This is a genomic window from Nocardiopsis coralliicola (assembly GCF_054779695.1).
In genome coordinates this window covers 194,560-211,656 of sequence record NZ_BAAGXT010000001.1, presented here as the reverse complement: position 1 = coordinate 211,656, position 17,097 = coordinate 194,560, and the positions used below count along the sequence as shown (strand labels likewise).

At 76.4% G+C, this 17,097-nt stretch carries 12 protein-coding genes; 7 read left to right on the top strand and 5 right to left on the bottom strand.

The window, feature by feature from the left end:
• The first annotated feature begins 457 nt into the window (after window positions 1–457).
• From ACYVGT_RS00795 to ACYVGT_RS00785, 3 genes are read left to right on the top strand one after another with little or no spacing between them, the layout of a single operon-like run.
• A complete protein-coding gene (locus tag ACYVGT_RS00795) occupies window positions 458–1,096 on the top strand; it encodes a TetR/AcrR family transcriptional regulator (protein ID WP_460854367.1) in 639 nt (212 codons plus the stop codon).
• 35 nt (window positions 1,097–1,131) lie between these two features.
• Window positions 1,132–2,550 (top strand): MFS transporter, encoded by a 1,419-nt coding sequence (locus ACYVGT_RS00790; protein WP_460854366.1) that lies wholly within the window; start codon window positions 1,132–1,134, stop codon window positions 2,548–2,550.
• 32 nt (window positions 2,551–2,582) lie between these two features.
• Entirely contained in the window at window positions 2,583–4,070 is a 1,488-nt protein-coding gene (locus tag ACYVGT_RS00785; RefSeq protein ID WP_460854619.1) for a pyridoxal phosphate-dependent decarboxylase family protein, read from the top strand.
• A gap of 100 nt (window positions 4,071–4,170) precedes the next feature.
• Here the strand turns inward: ACYVGT_RS00785 and ACYVGT_RS00780 are convergent, their stop codons facing one another.
• From ACYVGT_RS00780 to moaA, 3 genes are all read right to left on the bottom strand, one after another.
• Window positions 4,171–6,408, bottom strand: a complete 2,238-nt coding sequence (locus ACYVGT_RS00780) for an ATP-binding protein (protein WP_460854365.1) — start codon at window positions 6,406–6,408, stop codon at window positions 4,171–4,173.
• A 194-nt stretch (window positions 6,409–6,602) separates the two neighbouring features.
• Window positions 6,603–7,058, bottom strand: a complete 456-nt coding sequence (locus tag ACYVGT_RS00775; RefSeq protein ID WP_460854364.1) for a hypothetical protein — start codon at window positions 7,056–7,058, stop codon at window positions 6,603–6,605.
• 975 nt (window positions 7,059–8,033) lie between these two features.
• Complete coding sequence (gene moaA / locus ACYVGT_RS00770; protein ID WP_460854363.1) at window positions 8,034–9,023, bottom strand: GTP 3',8-cyclase MoaA; 990 nt, start codon at window positions 9,021–9,023, stop codon at window positions 8,034–8,036.
• Window positions 9,024–9,372: 349 nt separating this feature from the next.
• Here moaA and ACYVGT_RS00765 point away from each other — a divergent pair, with 349 nt between their 5' ends.
• Window positions 9,373–10,203 (top strand): lysophospholipase, encoded by an 831-nt coding sequence (locus ACYVGT_RS00765; protein ID WP_460854362.1) that lies wholly within the window; start codon window positions 9,373–9,375, stop codon window positions 10,201–10,203.
• A 164-nt stretch (window positions 10,204–10,367) separates the two neighbouring features.
• Here ACYVGT_RS00765 and ACYVGT_RS00760 read toward each other — a convergent pair whose 3' ends face one another.
• Both ACYVGT_RS00760 and yczR read right to left on the bottom strand, forming a co-directional pair.
• Window positions 10,368–12,239 (bottom strand): AMP-dependent synthetase/ligase, encoded by a 1,872-nt coding sequence (locus ACYVGT_RS00760; RefSeq protein WP_460854361.1) that lies wholly within the window; start codon window positions 12,237–12,239, stop codon window positions 10,368–10,370.
• A gap of 386 nt (window positions 12,240–12,625) precedes the next feature.
• The gene (gene yczR, locus ACYVGT_RS00755; RefSeq protein ID WP_460854360.1) at window positions 12,626–14,074 is read right to left on the bottom strand and encodes a MocR-like transcription factor YczR; all 1,449 of its coding nucleotides are present in this window, start codon (window positions 14,072–14,074) and stop codon (window positions 12,626–12,628) included.
• A gap of 465 nt (window positions 14,075–14,539) precedes the next feature.
• Here yczR and ACYVGT_RS00750 point away from each other — a divergent pair, with 465 nt between their 5' ends.
• From ACYVGT_RS00750 to ACYVGT_RS00740, 3 genes are read left to right on the top strand one after another with little or no spacing between them, the layout of a single operon-like run.
• Window positions 14,540–16,351 (top strand): glycoside hydrolase family 15 protein, encoded by a 1,812-nt coding sequence (locus ACYVGT_RS00750; RefSeq protein WP_460854359.1) that lies wholly within the window; start codon window positions 14,540–14,542, stop codon window positions 16,349–16,351.
• The gene (locus ACYVGT_RS00745) at window positions 16,351–16,875 is read left to right on the top strand and encodes an MgtC/SapB family protein (protein WP_460854358.1); all 525 of its coding nucleotides are present in this window, start codon (window positions 16,351–16,353) and stop codon (window positions 16,873–16,875) included. The genes ACYVGT_RS00750 and ACYVGT_RS00745 overlap by 1 nt, the downstream gene beginning before the upstream one ends.
• A gap of 22 nt (window positions 16,876–16,897) precedes the next feature.
• A complete protein-coding gene (locus tag ACYVGT_RS00740) occupies window positions 16,898–17,068 on the top strand; it encodes a hypothetical protein (RefSeq protein WP_460854357.1) in 171 nt (56 codons plus the stop codon).
• Window positions 17,069–17,097 lie beyond the last annotated feature (29 nt).

Genomic DNA, 17,097 nt, shown 5'->3' with positions numbered 1-17,097 from the left:
CGCTCCGGCCGGTCCGGCTCCCCGCGGGGCAGGGGACCGGCCGGGGACTGCGCGGCCGCCGGGGAGCACAGCACGGGCGGCTCCGGTGCGGAGCCCCTGCGCTGCGAGCGCCCCGGCGGTCACCACCAGCGGCCCCGCCGCCTCGGCGGGCGGCGCGGCCATGCCCGCGGCTGCGGATCAGCCGCCGGCTTCCCGGAGGATCGCGCCGGGGCCGCGGGAGCGGGAAAGGCAGCCGGCCCGGTCCACGGCCGCCCGAACGGCGCGCCGAACCAGTGGCACCGCCGATCGGCGCCGGGCTCCGGCAGCCTTCCGGGGGCGGGCCGGCGGCCGTCGCGGCGCTGCCCTCCGTGCGGCTCGGACAGCGGCAGGTGCGCGGGCGCACCGCAGGACATCCAGGAGGTGTTCATTTTTCCATCAATTGATTGAATCATTACTTTCGACGGCATACGTTGTTCCGATGACCGAATGCCCCACCCATTCCAGCGCCCCTCCCGAGGCAGCGCCCGACCGCATTTCCGCGTCGGCTACCCGGTTGTTCGCCGCGCTCGGCTACGACGGCGCCTCGACCCGGCTGATCGCCGACGCGGCGGGCGTCAACATCTCGACGCTCGCCTACTACGCCGGCACCAAGCGCGACCTCTACCTGGCCGTGATGGAGCGCGCCCAGCGCACCGAACGCGAGGTGCTGGAGGCGGCGATCGCACAGATGCGCGCCGGCGGAGGGGTCGGCGCCCTCATCGACGCCTACCTCGACTTCACCGTCGCCCACCCCGAGTTCGCCGCGCTGTGGATGCACCGCTGGCTCTCCGACGCCGCCGACGTCGCGCACCTGGAGCGACTCCACGTCCTGCCGATGCTGCGCGAGGTCGCCGCCGCCGTCACCGAGGAGCTCGGGCCGCGCGCCGCGGAGATCGACATCGAATACCTCGTCTGGACGGTCGTGTGGGCCACACACGGCTTCGTCCGGGGCGGACTGCCCGACGCCGACGGCGAGCGGATGAGCCCGCCGCCCCCTTCCTCCGTCGAGCGCATGCGGGCCACCCTGCACTCCCTGATCGGCACCCGGATCAGCGCCGCGGACCCGGCCGGAGCCTGAACCAGCACACCCCTCCCCCCGTCGGAAGGCCCCCCGTGCCCCCGCCCCCTCCGCAGAGTGCTCCGCTCCCGGGCGCCGACGCGCCCGCCCTCACCCGCAGGCAGCTGCTGGGCTACGGCGCCGGCTCCGTCGGCACCGGCGTGTTCTCCGCGGTGCCGGGCCTGCTGCTGCTCTTCTACCTGACCGACGTGCTGGGCGTCCCGGCCGCGGCCGCCGGGCTGGTGCTCGTCCTCCCCAAGGCCTGGGACGTGCTCCTCAACCCGGTCGTCGGCGTCTTCAGCGATCGGGAGGCCGCGCGGACCGGCCGCCGCACCCGGCTGCTCACCGCCGGCGCCCTGGCACTGCCGGTCCCGTTCGCGCTGATGTTCGCCGCCCCCGCCGGCGGAGCACCCGGCGGGCTCTGGTCGGCCGCCGCCTTCCTCGCCGCCGCAAGCGCGTTCGCGCTGTTCCAGGTGCCCTATGTGGCGCTGCCCGCAGAGATCTCGGACCGCGCCGACCAGCGCTCGCGGGCGATGGCGTGGCGGGTGGTGTTCCTCACCGCCGGGATCCTCGTGGCGGGCGGCCTCGCCCCTGCGGTGGTGTCTGCAGCGGGCGGCGGCCGCGCCGGGCACGCCGCGATGGGCGCGGCGGTGGCCCTGGTCATCGGCGCTGCGATGGCCTTCGCGGCGCACTCCACCCGGTGGATCCGGGCCCGGCCGGGCGCGCGTCCGCTCGGCCCCGCGGCGGCGTTCCGCGCCGCCCGCGGCAACCGCGCCTTCGCGGCCCTGGTGGGCGCGTTCGCGCTGCAGGCGCTGGCGGTCGCGGTCCTGCTGGCCGGCGCCCCGTACGCGGCCGCCTACCGGCTCGGCGACTATGCCCTCACCTCGGTGCTCTTCGTCTGCGTGGTGGGACCGAGCATGGCGGCGGTGCCGGTGTGGCAGGCGGCAGCGCGCCGCTTCGGCGCGAAGACCTGCTACGTGGCCGCGGTGCTGCTGGTGGCCGCGGCCGCTGCGGCGCTCTTCCCCGCGCTGCAGGCCGCCGCCGCGCCGGCGGTCTACGCCCTCACCGCGGCGGCCGGCGTGGGATACGCCGGCTTGCAGCTCCTGCCGCTGTCGCTGCTGCCGGAGACCGTCCTCGCCGACGCCGAGCGGAGCGGCCAGGCGCAGTCCGGCACCTTCACCGGTGTCTGGACCACCGCCGAGACCGGCGCCATGGCGCTGGGCCCGGCCCTGTTCTCCGCGGTCCTTGCGGCCGCTGCCTACCGCTCCGGCGGGCAGGGCGCCGAGGCCGCGGCGGAGTCCGGACTCGGCCAAACCGCCGCCGCGCTGACCGGGCTGACCGCCGGCTTCGCCCTCCTGCCGGCCGCGCTGCTGGCGCTGAGCCTGCTCCCCCTCGCCGCCTACCGGCGGCGCACCGGCGGCCCTGGCGCCGCCGGCCCCGTCCCCCCGGCCCCGACCGCGCAGGAGCGCCCGTGACCCCCGACGATGCATCCGCCCCGGCCCCGTCCGTGCCGCCCGGCTCCGCGCACACCGCGGCCCTGCCCGAAGAGGGCCGATCGAGCGCGGGCCTGCTCGCCGAGCTCGACCGCCTCACCGCCGCCGACGTCCCGGTGCGCGGAGGCCGGGTCGCCGCCTACGTCTACGACCCCGGCGACCCCGCCGTCCACGACGCCGCCCGCAGCGCCTACCTGCGCATGCTCGAGGTGAACGGCCTGGACCCGACCGCTTTTCCCAGCACGGTGGCGCTGGAGCGCCGGGTGGTGGCGGCCGTGGCCGAGCGGCTCGGCGGGTCGGCGGCGACCCCCGGCGTCTTCACCAGCGGCGGCACCGAATCGATCATGCTGGCGGTGAAGGCCGCCCGCGACGCGCGCCCCGACATCGCCCGCGGCCGGATCGCACTCCCGGCCAGCGCCCACCCGGCCTTCCGCAAGGCGGCGCACTACCTCGGCCTGGACGTGGACACGGTCCCCGTCGACCCGGTCACGCTGCGCGCCGACGCCGCCGCGGCGGCGCACGCGCTGACCGGCGAAACCGTGCTCGCGGTGGCGTCGGCGCCGTCCTACCCGCACGGCGTCGTCGACCCGGTCGCCGCTATCGCAGGAGCGGCGGCCGAGCGCGGCATCTGCTGCCACGTCGACGCGTGCGTGGGCGGCTGGGTGCTGCCGTGGCTGCGCGAGGACGGCGCCGACGTGCCGCCGTTCGACCTCGCCGTTCCCGGTGTCACCTCGCTCTCCTGCGACCTGCACAAGTACGGCTACACGCCGAAGGGCGCCTCGGTGCTGCTGTTCGCCGATGCGGCGCTGCGGCGGCACGCCTACTACGCCAGCGCCGACTGGCCCGGGTACACGGTCATCAACACCACCGTGCAGAGCAGCAAGGGGGCCGGGCCGCTCGCGGGCGCATGGGCGACGATGCAGGCGCTCGGCGCCGGCGGGTACCGGCGGCTGGCCCGCGACGCGATGGCCGCGACCCGCCGCGTCACCGAGGGCGTGGCGGCGATCCCCGGCCTGCGAGTGCTGGCGCAGCCGGACGCACCGCTGGTGGCGGTGGCGTCGGACGGGACCGGAACTGTGCCGGTCGACGTGTTTGCGCTGGCGGAGGAGACGGCACGGCGCGGCTGGACGCTGCAGCCGCAGCTCTCCTACGCCGGGATCCCCGCCAACCTGCACCTGACCCTGACCGGAGTCTCCCTGGCCGGCGCCGACGAGCTGCTCACCGCGATCGCCGAGGGCGCCGCCGCGGCCCGCCGATCCCCTCCGGTGCCGGAGGGGATCGCTGCCGCCCTCGGAGGCCTCGACCTGGACGGCCTCGACGACCGCGGCTTCGCCGAGCTGCTCACCGCGGTGGGCGCCGACCCGTCCGGCCTCAGCGGCACCGGTATGGCGGTCGTCAACACCGTCCTGGACTCCCTGCCCCCCGGGGCCCGGGCCGCCCTGCTGGTCCGGTTCCTCTCTGTCCTCCACTCCCCCGCCGCCGACGCCCCGCCGGCCGGCTGACGCCCGAGCACCGTGCACGGCCGCGCAGGCCGCAGCCGGCAACCTTGCTCATCCGCTCGGGGCGCGGCGCCCCCCGGGGGGCTTCCGGCCCGCGGGGGGATCAGCCCGCGGGCCGCCCCCGGCCGGCGGCGCCGGCTCCGGAAGCGGTGGCACCGCCGACCCGGTCCGCATCCGCCACCGCGGCAGCGACGACGTGCTCGACGGGATGGCGCATGCCCTCGGCCCGCGCTGCTGCGTACGGCCCTTCGCCCAGGGCGGCCCGGGCCTGCGCGGCCGCCTCCCGGTGGAGCACCTCTGCGGCCGCGTCTCCGCCGAGGCGCGTCCCGCACCGCTCCCACAGCGGGCCGGCCGCGCCGGCCAGCCAGCAGGCGCGCGTGTAGCGGTGCTCCCCCACTGCAAGCCAGGCGAGGACCTCCAGGGCGTAGGCGATACCCGCCGTGTCGTGGAGGGCGAGCTTCATCCGCACCGCCTCGCACCCCGCCGCCCGGCAGCCTTCGCGGTCGCCTTTCAGCAGGAGCGCGGCGCTGGTGATGAGCAGCAGGTAGCTGCGCAGCCAGTGCTCCCGCGACCCGGCGCCGAGCCGCTCCAGCCCGGCTGCGCAGCGCTCCACGGCCCCGTCCAGCTGGCCCTGGACGAACAGCAGGTAGGCGTGCTGGACCTGGATCCCGACCTGGCCCGCGGCGTCTCCGGCGGTGTCGGCGGCCCGCTCGGCCGCGGCGCAGGCGTCCTCCGCATCCGCGCCGCGGCCGAGAAAGGCCAGCGCCTGGTGGCGGTGGACGTGGTAGCGGGCGTGCAGCAGCGCGTCGCCGGAGGCCTCGACCAGCGGCCGCGCGCGCTCCAGGTCCTCTTCAGCGGCACCCAGGAGCCCCTGGAACGTGGCGAGATGGGCGCGGACCACCAGGCACCAGGCGCGCGCGTCGCCCAGCCCCGGCCCGCCGGCCGGCCCGCGGGCAGGGGCGCCGCCCTCCCCCGGCCCGCCGACGGCTGCCCCGTCGTGGGCGCCGTGCTCTCCGCCGAGCGCGTCGAGGACCCGGCTGAGCCAGTACCGGCCCTCCTTGAGGCGGCCGCGCGTCTGCCAGTACGCCCACAGGCGGCAGGCGAGGCGGGCCGCGTCCAGGACGCGCCCGGGCGCGGACAGCGCGGCGGCGAGGGCCTCGCGGATGCCGGCGTGCTCCTCGGCGAGGGCGCGCAGTCGCGGCAGCTGGCCGTCGTCGGTGAAGTGCCGCTCGAACCGGTCGGCCATGCGCAGGAGGCGGTCCAGGTGGCGGCCGGCGTACTCGGCCCGGCCGCCTGCTTCCGCGAGCCGCTCCGCGCCGTACTCGCGCAGGGTGTCCAGCAGGCGGTACCGGCCGCCGCCGCGCAGCACCACGGACTTGTCGACCAGCCCGATGAGCGCTTCGAGGACCTCCCACTCCTCCAGTTCCCCGCCCGCGCAGACCTCCTCGGCGGCCGCTGCGTCGAAGGTGTGCGAGAAGACGGACAGCCGCTGCCAGAGCAGCTGCTCCTGCGGCGTGCAGAGGCCGTAGGTCCAGCCGATGCCGGTGCGCAGCGTCTGCTGGCCGGGCGGTTCCGCGGCGCCGGAGCAGCGGAACTCCTCCTCGATCCGGTCGGCCAGCTGCGCCAGGGGCAGCACCCGCAGCCGCACGGTGGCCAGTTCGATGGCGAGCGGGATCCCGTCGAGGCGGCGGCAGAGCCGGACCGCGTCGCGCCGGCTGTCCGGGGTGAGCGCGAAGCCCGGTACCGCGGCGGCGGCCCGCCGCTCGAACAGCTGCACCGCGTCCCCGCCGGCTGGGCCGCCGTGCGGGTCCCCCGGCCGGGGCACGGCCAGCGGCGGGACGGTGTACCGCTGCTCGCCGGGGGCTCCGAGGCCGCGCCGGGACGTGGCGAGCACGGTGGTGCCGGGCGAGGAGTCCAGGACGAGTTCGGCGAGCAGGGCGCAGGCGCCGCGGAGGTGCTCGCAGGTGTCGAGCACCAGCAGCAGGGAGCGGCCGCGGACGTAGTCCAGCAGGAGGTCGAGCTGGCTGCCGGCGTCCTGGCCGGGCAGGTCGAGCGCCTCGGCGACCGTGTGGGCGAGCAGCTCGGGGTCGCGCAGCGCCGACAGGTCGACGAAGCAGGCACCGCCCGGATACCGCGCGGCGGCCGCAGCGGCGGCCTGCACGGCGATGCGGGTCTTGCCGACGCCGCCCGGGCCGAGGACGGTGACCAGCCGGGAGCGCTGCAGGAGCGCGGCGACGGCGGCGAGTTCGGCCGTGCGCCCGACGAACGGGGTGCGCTGGCGCGGCAGCGCACCGGGGGCCGGCCCAGCGGTGAGTACTGCTGTCCGTGCGCCCCCGACCATGCACCGCCCCCGCTCTGGCCGCACCCCGAGCGGCGTCCCGCTGCGTCCCCTCTGGGCGGAACTGTACTCGTGAACCGGCGCCGGGTCAGGAAGTCTGCCGGTTTCCCCGGATTCGCGGGCGTCCGCTCCGGAGGCGGGGCCGGCGGCGCCGGCGGGCCGCGCGGCGCAGAGCGGTGCGGTCCGGCACCGCTTGCTCAGCAGGGGACGTCGACCGGGCCGGAGACGGAGCCGCCGCGGGCCGTGTCGTCGAGGGAGACCTGCCGCAGGGCGGGCACGGCGGTGCACGTCTGCGCGATGCGCTCCAGGAGGCCGTCGGTGGCGCGGGTCTCCTCAGTGGTGACGGCGCGCACGGCATCCGGGCCGTCGGACACCAGGTGGAAGGAGCCGACGGCGGTGCGCAGCTCGGAGCCGCCGTCGGCTTCGAGCGCGGCCGTGACGTCGGCGGCGAGGCCGGATGCGGACCCGGTGTCCTGGACCGCTCCGCGGTAGGGCGAGTCCTGCACGGTGAGGCTGAGCAGCAGCAGGCCGGCCGCTCCGAGCCAGACGACGCCGGCGCACCCCCCGCACCCCCACAGCGCCACCATGGCGCCCGGCCCCGGCACGCCGCGCCCCTGCGGCGCTACGACCGGACTGCGGCCGGTATCGCTCACGGGCCTCCCCCTGATTGCCCTGCTCTGCTGGTGCGCAACGACCGTATCGACGCAGTTCAGCCCGGAGAAGCACCGCACCGGCGTGTTGGCGCGGACCGGGCCGCTGCTCATAGCGGGAGCTGGCGGGGGCGGTCTCCGCTCCCCGCCGCGGCGGGCGGCCCGTGCCGGGCATCGCTGGCCTGCCGGAACCGCTGGTCACCGCAGTGCCAGCGGGACCGCGGTTGCGGCCGGGACGGCCACGAAGAGGATCAGCCCCGCCGGCGGCAGGCGCATCCCGCCGGTGGAGGTGGCGGACAGCTGCGGCACGCATCGCAGTGCGGCCGGAAGGGCTCCGCCCGGGCTCAGCCAGAGCCGTTCGGGCTGGCAGCGCTCGGCCAGATCGGCGGGCTCGGGGGCGGGCCGGCCGGTTTCCGCTGGATCCGGACGCTCTGCCGGCCGGCCGCTGGCGCGCCGCACGCAGCAGGGCGGGGCCGGTACCTCCGGGGACGCGCGCCCCGCGGGCAAGCCGCTCCTGGATGCCGCGCGGCGAAGACGGGAACCGGCACCATCGGGACGGTCACGGCGAGCGGGAGCGGCCTCCCGTCTGGGCCAGCCGAGGGGCGCTCGCCATGCGCGACCGCCGCCGCAGCAGGCGCACCGGCCATGGTGGACAGAAGCGGACCACCGGGCTCAGCCCCGCACGCACGGCGGAGCGCGCGGGGTGTGCTGCGCAAAGGCCTGCGTCCGGAGGATGGAACGCAGCGGGTGGAACCGCCCGCAGGGGCGGGGCCGTCTGCTGGAGGGGCGCCCCGTTCGCGTCTCCAGGAAGCAGCCCGGGAGACGCGCAGGCGCGCAAGGCGCGCCTGCGGGCCGCCTCCGGGCTGTTTCGCCATGGGCGGCAACGCCGCGCGGCGGCCGCTCGCCCGGCACCCGGGCGGCCGGGGCCGCCCCCCGGCCGCCGGCAGGCCCCCGGGGCCGGAGGGCGCTCCCCAGAGGTCAGCCGCCGATGGCGGACATCGGGCGGGCGGGCTGGAGGAAGGAAGGGTCGTCGATGCCGTGGCCGGGGAGCTTGGCGGCGACGGCGGCCCGCCACCGGTCGGCGATGGCGTCGTCGTCCGCGCCGGCGCGCAGCAGCGGTCGCAGGTCGGATTCCTCGCGGGCGAACAGGCAGTTGCGGATCTGGCCGTCGGCGGTGAGCCGCACCCGGTCGCAGGAGCCGCAGAACGGCCGGGTGACCGAGCCGATGACGCCGACCGTCTCCGGGCCGCCGTCGACGGTGAACAGCTCGGCCGGTGCACTGCCCCGCGCGTCCTGGCCGACCGGCACCAGGTCGAACTCGGCGGAGAGCCGGTCGAGGATCTCGTCGGCGGTGACCATGGTGTCGCGGCGCCAGCCGTGCTGGGCGTCCAGCGGCATCTGCTCGATGAAGCGCAGCCGGTAGCCGTGTTCGAGGCAGTAGCGGAGCAGGTCGGGGGCTTCGCCGTCGTTCACGCCGCGCATCAGTACGGCGTTGACCTTGACCGGGGCGAGCCCCGCTGCGGCGGCGCCGGCCATTCCGGCCAGGACGTCGTCGAGGCGGCGCCTGCGGGCGAGCTGCTCGAAGACATCATGCCGCAGGGTGTCCAGGGAGACGTTGACGCGGTCCAGGCCGGCCTCGGCGAGCGCGGGTGCCATCCGGGCCAGGCCGATGCCGTTGGTGGTGAGCGCGGTACTGGGGCGCGGGTCCAGGGCGGTGGCGGCGGCGACAATGCCGGGCAGGCCGCGGCGGAGCAGCGGTTCACCTCCGGTGAAGCGGACCTCCTCGATGCCGAGCCGGGTGACGCCGATGCGGATGAGCCGGTGGATCTCGTCGTCGGTGAGCAGCTCCGGCTTGGGGAGCCATTCGAGGCCCTCCGGAGGCATGCAGTAGGTGCAGCGCAGGTTGCAGCGGTCCGTGAGGGAGACCCTCAGGTCCGTGGCCACGCGTCCGTAGCTGTCGGCCAGCACGGGCTCCACCTCCCTTGGTTGCGGCGGGCGCCCCGGCTCCGGTTGCCGCAGGGCGGTCCCTCCCTTCCCAGCATGGCAGACGGCGCCGACGGTTTCCTGGGACGTCGGCGGTCTTCGTGGGCGGACACGGGGACACCGCGCTCCAGCCGCCCCGGTTCGGCGGATGCCACGAAGGGCAGCCCCGGCCGGGCCTCCCGGCCGGACGGATGCCCAGGGGCGCGGGGATGCCGCGGGCCGGGGCCGGAAGGCTAGGGTCGGATGGCCGCAGCGGCGGCCTGCATCCGGGGGCCGCGCCCGGAGGCGGCAGGCCGGCCGCGCACCGTCCGAGGACGCACTGGAAGGAGAGCAGATGACCGTGTCACGCGAATGGGGCCTGCCGGGCGGGCCGGGAGGCGCGCAGCGCCTGCACGCGAAGGCGTGGGCCCCCGAGGGCGCGGAGCCGTCCTGGCTGGCGGTCCTGGCGCACGGCTACGGCGAGCACATCGGGCGCTACGAGCACGTGGCGGAGTACCTCTGCGACGCCGGCGCGGCCGTTTACGGGATGGACCATCGCGGGCACGGCCGCTCCGACGGCGAGCGGGTCCTCATCGACGACTTCGAGGGCGTGGTGGAGGACGTGCACCGCCTCGTCACCCAGGCCCGCACCGCCTACCGGACGCTGCCGCTGGTACTGGTCGGGCACTCGATGGGCGGCATGATCGCGGCGCGCTACGCCCAGGTCTACGGCGGCGAGCTCGCCGGCCTGGCGCTGTCCGGCCCGGTGCTGGGCCGATGGGACACGGTGCCCGCCCTGCTCGCGCACGAGGAGATCCCGGAGGCCCCGATCGACGTGGCGACACTCTCCCGCGATCCGGCGGTGGGTGCGGCCTACTCCGCGGACCCGCTGGTGTGGCACGGCGCGTTCAAGCGGCCGACGCTGGAGGCGATCGCGGCCGAGCTGGAGCGGATCCGCGCCGCGGGACGGATCGGCGCACTGCCGCTGCTGTGGGTGCACGGCTCCGACGACCGCCTGGTCCCGCTGGACGGAACCACCGAGGGGATCCTGGCGTTCGCGGGCGAGGACGTCGCCGCCCGCATCCTGCCCGGCGCGCGGCACGAGGTCTTCAACGAGACCGACAGGGAGGTGCCGCTGGGCGAGGTGGTCCGCTTCGCGCAGCGGTGCGCTGCGGCACAGGCGTAGCCGCGCCGGCGCGCGGCAGGACGGGGCGGCCCCGGCATCCGCCGGGCAGGCCTGCCCGGCCGGGCGGCGGCCGGTGCAGTGCCACCGCGCCGGCGACGGCGCCCGCCGGCGGGCTTGCCGCCGGGCGCCGTCGCCGGGCCGCGCCGCCCCGCGGTCAGGAGCGGTCAGGCATAGAGCGCTTCGATCACCTCGGCGTACTTGGCGTGGACGACGCGGCGGCGGAGCTTCAGCGACGGGGTGAGCTCCTCGCCCTCCACGCTCCACTCGGTGGGCAGCAGCCGCCACCGCTTGACCTGCTGGACCCGCGCCAGGGCCGCGTTGGCGCGCTCGACGGCGCGGCCGACCTCGGACAGCACCTCGGGGTGCTCGGCGAGTGCGGCGGTGCCGCCGTCTCCGGCGTCGATACCGCGGGCCGCCGCCCAGGCCGGCGCCACCTCCGGGTCCAGCGCCAGCAGCGCGACCGGATAGGGGCGGCGGTCGCCGTAGGCGAGGGCCTGCCCGATGAGCGGATGCTCCTTGAGGCGGCCCTCGATGCCGGCCGGCGCGATGTTCTCGCCGCCGACGGTGATGATGAGCTCCTTCTTGCGGTCGACGACGTAGACGAAGCCGTCGTCGTCGATCCGGCCGATGTCGCCGGTGTGCAGCCAGCCGTCGGCGTCGACCGGGCTCTCCGCCGCCGCTCGCCCGTGGTAGCGGCCGATGTTGATCGGTCCGCGCACCAGGATCTCGCCGTCGCCGGCGATCCGCAGCTCCATGCCCTCCGACACCGGACCGACGCTGCCGAAGCGGTAGGCGCCGGGCCGGTTCATGGTGACGGCGCCGCAGTTCTCCGTCATCCCGTACAGGTCGCGCACGAGTAGGCCCAGGCCGGAGAAGAAGCGGACCGTCTCCTCCGGCATGGGCGCCGCTGCGGTGAGGCAGTACACGGCGCGGTCGAGGCCGATGAGTTCGCGCAGGCCGGCGAGGACCCGGGCGTCGGCCTCGGCGAAGCGCTGCGCGAGCTCGGCGTCGGGGGTGCGGCCGTACTGGCCCTGCGCCAGGTAGGAGCGGGCGGTTTCGGCGGCCGCCTCGACGGCGCGGCGCTGCTCCTCGGGGGCGGCGGCGAGCGCCGCCTCCAGGCCCGCCTGGAGCTTCTCCCACACCCGCGGAACGCCGAACAGCCCGTGCGGGCGGACCAGCTGGAGGAACTCGCCGAGCCGGGAGAGCTCCGGGCAGAAGTAGAGGTGGCCGGCGATGCCGAGCGGCGCATAGAGGCTCAGTACGCGCTCGGCGATGTGGGCGAGCGGCAGATAGGACAGCGCCGCCGCACCGTAGGGGGTCGCGTTGGCGCGCAGCGAGATGGTGACCTGGAAGAGGATCTGGTGGTGGGTTTCGGCGACGCCCTTGGGATCACCGGTGGTGCCGGAGGTGTAGAGCAGGGCGGCCGGGTCCTCCGGGGCCGCGGCGTCCATCCGGGCCTGGACGGGCGCCGGGTCGGCGGCGTTGCGGCGCGCGCCGTCGGCGGTGAACTCGGCCCAGGAGACGTAGCGGCGCCCGTCCCCGGGGGCGGCCGGGACCGCCGCCGGATCGAGCAGGACGACGGTGTGCAGCCGGTCGAGCCGCTCCAGGGCGCGGGACCAGCGGTCGAGTTCGGCGGCGCCTTCGAGGACGGCGACGGTGGCCGCGCAGTCTTCGGCGACGAAGGCGACCTGCTCCGGGGCGAAGGTGGCGTAGACCGTCAGCGGCACCGCTCCGGCGTGCACGGCCCCGGTGTCGGCGAGGACGTGCTCGGAGCGGTTGGACATCATCAGGGCGACCACGTCGCCGGGCGCGACCCCGGCGCCGACGAAGGCGGCCGCGGTGTCCAGCGCCGCCGCCCGGTACTCGGCCCACGTGCGGGTGGACCAGTGGGCGGCGTCGCCTTCGCCGACGCGGTCGGAGAGGGCCGGCCGGCCGCCGTCCCGCTCGGCTGCGGTACGCAGCCAGTCCACCAGGGTCAGTCCGTCGATCTCGGCTTCGATTTCGGCACGCTCTGCCAGGACGTCGCGTTGAACCATGCCCACACTCCCGCTCTCCTGCGTGATGCAGGTCACCCCCGGGGTGCCTGTCATCCGATCACGGCCGGCGCGGGTACGGCAAGGACGGGAAGCCCTGTCCCGCGGGCGGTCCGGGGCGATCCGGCGCACGGTCGGCGGACGGCACCGGGTCACCGGCGGAGCAGCCGCGCGGCCGCGGCCGGCACCCGGACGCGGCCTGCGGGCGGGTCAGCGGCGCAGCGGGAGCGCGGCTCAGCAGAGCGCGCACGTGGGCATTGGCGGCGAACCGTCCGCCCCGGGCCCCGGGCGGCTGCCGGCGATGCGGACACGTCTTCCGCCGGAGGGTGCGCGGCCAGAACCCGGCCCGGACGCGCTTTCCGCGGGGCCGCGCGGCCTGCGGCGGCACGTCAGAGGTAGAGGCGGCCGTGCGGCGGCGCCGGCAGGGCGCGCGCTTCAGCGTAGGCGTCGGCGAGCCGGCCGACCAGGGCGCGGTAGTCCTCGGCAGGGCGGGTGTAGGCGATGCGGACGTGGTGCTCCAGTGGCGGCGCGTCGCCGAAGGCCGGCCCGGGGGCTATGTCGGCGCCGTGCCGCAGTGCCGCCTCAGCGAGCCGCCCGGCGACCGGTTCGGGGAGCGCGGCCCACAGCACCGGGCCGCCGCTGGGTGTGGTGAAGCGCCACTCGGGCAGCCGGGCGCGCAGCGCGGCCACCAGGGCGTCGCGGCCGCGGCGCAGCGCAGTGCTGCGCTCGGCGCGGATGCGGGTGACGTCGGCGAGCAGCCGGGTGACGGTGAGCTGGTCGATGAGGCCGCCGCCGAGGTCGGTGCGGCGGCGCACTGCGGCGAGCCGCTCCACCATCGGCGGTGTGGTGCGCACCCAGCCCACTCGCAGGCCGCCCCAGAGGAGCTTTGAGGCCGAGCCGACGCTGAACACGCGCCCGTCGGTGTCGTGCACGGCGGCCGGCGCGGGCTGGTCGCCGGAGTCGATGGCCAGCTCGGCGGCGCTCTCGTCCACGATGAGCAGCGTGCCGGCGGCGCGCGCCTCGGCGGCCAGCGCGGCCCGCTCGTCGTCGTCCATCAGCGCGCCGGTGGGGTTCTGGAAGTCCGGGGTGAACAGCGCGGCGCGCGGCCGGGTGCGGCGCAGGGCACCGCGGGCCGGTCCGGGGTCCCAGCCGTCGCCGGCAACACCGGCGGTGTGGATGCGCAGCCCCGCCGCGCGTGCGCACTCCAGCGCGTGCGGCGACCCGGGGCTCTCCATCAGCAGCGCGTCGCCCGGCTCCAGGAGCAGGGCGGTGAGCAGGGTGAAGGCGTGCTGGGCGCCGTTGGTCACCAGGATCTGCTCGGGGGTGGTGGCAAGGCCCCGCTCGACGTAGCGGCGGGCGATGGCGTGCCGCAGCTCGGGCAGGCCGTGCGGGCTGTAGCCGGGCCGGCCGACGTGCGCGGCGAGCTGCTCGACGGCGAGCCGGGCCGCGGCCTGCAGGCCCTCGACGGCGGGCGGGGAGGCACCGCCGAACCCGCTGAGGCCGCCCGCTCCGGTGCCGGCCGAGGCCGGCGCGCCGGGCTCGGCTGCCGCCTCCGCGCCGGTTCCCGGCAGCACGGTCCAGCTGCCGGCGCCCTGGCGGCTGTCCAGGTAGCCCTGCTCCCGCAGCCAGGTGTAGGCGGCGCTGACGGTGGTGCGGCTGACGCCGAGCGCCTCGGCGAGGTCGCGCTCGGCTGGCAGCCGGGTGTACGTGGGCACGCGGCCGTCGAGCACGAGGGACCCGATGGCGCGCGCCATCGCCAGGTAGTAGGGGCGCCCCTGGGCGCCGTCGCCGATCAGCCGGGCCAGAAGGCGCCCGTTGATCCGTCTGTCGCCCGCCATCGGTGCCGCTCTCCCCGCTCGCGCCCGTTCCGCGCCGCGTCCGGCCGCGGGGCCGGGCCACTATAGCGCACCCGCGGCGCCCGGCCCGGGCCAGCTCTGCGCGGCACCGCGCCGCCCGTCCGCGGCCCGGCGGGGTGACCGGAATGCAACCGCCCTCCGCGGCCGCTGCGTTCCCCGCGGGCGCCCCCGCGGATAGGGTTCGGGGCGGCGCCCGGCATGACCGAGGGGCGCCGCAGCAGCGCCGGCCCACGAGGAGGCGGCCTTTCGAGGAGGCCGCCGTGCGGGCCGCGCGCCAGGCCCGGGGCACCCCCCGGCGGCGCGCGGGAACGCAGCCGGAGGCACCCGCGCAGCAGGTGCCCTGCAGGGCTCGGGCGGCAACCCCGCGATCGGAGGCGGCGCCTCCACCGAGTCGTCCGGGGACCTCCGCGGAGTTGGATACGGTACCCACCCGGGAAAGTGATCTTGATGACGCAGGGGGTGAGCCGCGTGCCCGGCCGGATCGAGGACTACGCGCTGATCGGCGACATGCAGACTGCAGCACTCGTGGGGCGCGACGGCTCCGTGGACTGGCTGTGCCTGCCGCATTTCGACTCGCCCGCCTGCTTCACGGCGCTGCTGGGCAGCGAGCAGAACGGCAACTGGTGGCTGCGCCCCGCCAGCGGCCCGGCCGAGGCCACCCGGCGCCGCTACCGGCCCGACACGCTCGTCCTGGAGAGCGAGTGGGACACCGAGGACGGCACGGTCCGGGTCATCGACTTCATGCCGCCGCGCGGCGGCACCCCGCACCTGGTCCGCATCGTCGAGGGCGTCAGCGGCACCGTGCGCATGTCGACCGCGCTGCGGCTGCGCTTCGACTACGGCAACGTCGTGCCGTGGGTGCGCCGCTCCGGCACCGAACTGGTGGCCGTGGCCGGCCCCGACTCGGTCTGGCTAAGCACCACGGTGCCGCTGAACGGCCACAACTTCATGCACGATGCGGAGTTCACGGTCAACGCGGGCCAGCGCGTGCAGTTCGTGATGACCTGGCACCCCTCGCACACCGAGGAGTCCGACCACCTCGACGCCGAGAAGTCGCTGTCGCGCACCGAGCGCTTCTGGCGGCGCTGGGTGGAGGACTGCAGCTACGAGGGCGAGTACCGGGAAGCGGTGGTGCGCTCGCTGATCACCCTCAAGGCGCTCACCTACCGGCCGACCGGCGGCATCGTCGCCTCACCCACCACGTCGCTGCCGGAGGAGCTGGGCGGCGTGCGCAACTGGGACTACCGGTACTGCTGGCTGCGCGACGCCACCATCACCCTGGAGGCGCTGATCCGCAGCGGCTTCACCGCCGAGGCGCAGGCCTGGCGCGAGTGGCTGGTGCGGGCGGTGGCGGGCGAGCCGCAGCACATGCAGATCATGTACGGCGTGCGCGGCGAGCGGCGGCTGTCGGAATGGGAGGCCGACTGGCTGCCCGGCTACGAGGGTTCGCGCCCGGTGCGGGTCGGCAACGCGGCGGTCCACCAGTACCAGCTCGACGTGTACGGCGAGGTGATGGACGTCCTCGACCTGGCGCGCCGGTGCGGTCTGGAGGGCGGCGACCACGTCTGGGGCATGCAGCGGTCGCTGGTCAACTTCCTGGAGTGGTGCTGGGACGAGCCGGACGAGGGCCTGTGGGAGGTGCGCGGCCCGCGCCAGCACTTCGTGCACTCCAAGGTGATGGCGTGGGTGGCGGCCGACCGCGCGGTGCGCGGCATCGAGGAGTTCGGCGAGGAGGGGCCGATCGAGCGGTGGCGCAACCTGCGCGACACCATCCACGCCGAGGTGTGCGAGTACGGCTTCGACGCCCGCCGCAACACCTTCACCCAGTACTACGGCGGCACCGAGCTGGACGCGGCGCTGCTGCTCATCCCCGAGGTCGGCTTCCTCCCCTACGACGACCCGCGGGTGGTCGGCACCATCGAGGCGATCCGCGAGGACCTCATGGTGGACGGGTTCGTGCTGCGCTACCGCACCGACCGCGACGACACCGCCGACCAGCTGCCGGGCGACGAGGGCGCGTTCCTCGCGTGCAGCTTCTGGATGGCCAACGCGCTGCAGTCGATCGGCCGCGAGAAGGAGGCCCGCGAGCTGTTCGACCGGCTCCTCGGGCTCCGCAACGACCTGGGGCTCCTCGCCGAGGAGTGGGACACCCGCAGCGGACGGCAGGTCGGCAACTTCCCCCAGGCGTTCAGCCACGTTCCGCTGGTGACCACCGCCCTCAACCTGACCGGCGCAGCCAAGCGCGTGCGCCGCGACTGATGGCGGGCCTCAGCGTCCAGGGGTGGCCGCAGCTCGCCGCGCTCGGTACGGCGCTGCTGCTGTGCTCGCTGATCGGCTGGGAGCGCCAGCTCCGCAACAAGTCGGCCGGGCTGCGCACGCACACGCTGGTGGGGGTCGGCGCGGCCCTGTTCGTCCTGCTGGGCAAGTGGGGCTTCGCCGACATGGACCTGGGCGCGGCGGACGGAGCATCGTTCGACCCCGCGCGGGTGGCGGCCCAGGTCGCCTCCGGGGTCGGCTTCATCGGCGCGGGGCTGATCTTCGTCCGCGGCGACGCGGTCCGGGGCCTCACCACGGCCGCCACGGTCTGGCTGGCCGCAGCAGTCGGCTCGGCCGCCGGGGCCGGCCTCTGGCTGCTGGCCGGCGCCGCCACCGCCGCGCACTTCCTGGTTGCCTACGCCTATCCCGCCCTCACCCGCCGCTTCACCCGGGGGGGCTCCCGGGGCGGCGCTGCTGGAGATCCGCTACCTCGACGGGCAGGGCGCGCTCCGCAGCATCCTGGCTGAGGCCACCGAGCGCGGCTTCGCGGTGCGCGGCGTCCGCGCGGCCCGCACGGCAGCACCGGGCGCCGACCCGGTGATCGCGCTCTCCCTGCTCATCGCGGGGAGCGGCACGGCCGAGTCGCTGGTGGGGCCGCTGCCCGAGGTGCCCGGGGTCGTGGGAGTGGAGATCGGCGACCCCGACGACGCCGACCTGTAAGGGCGCACCGGCCGCCTCCCCTGGCCCCG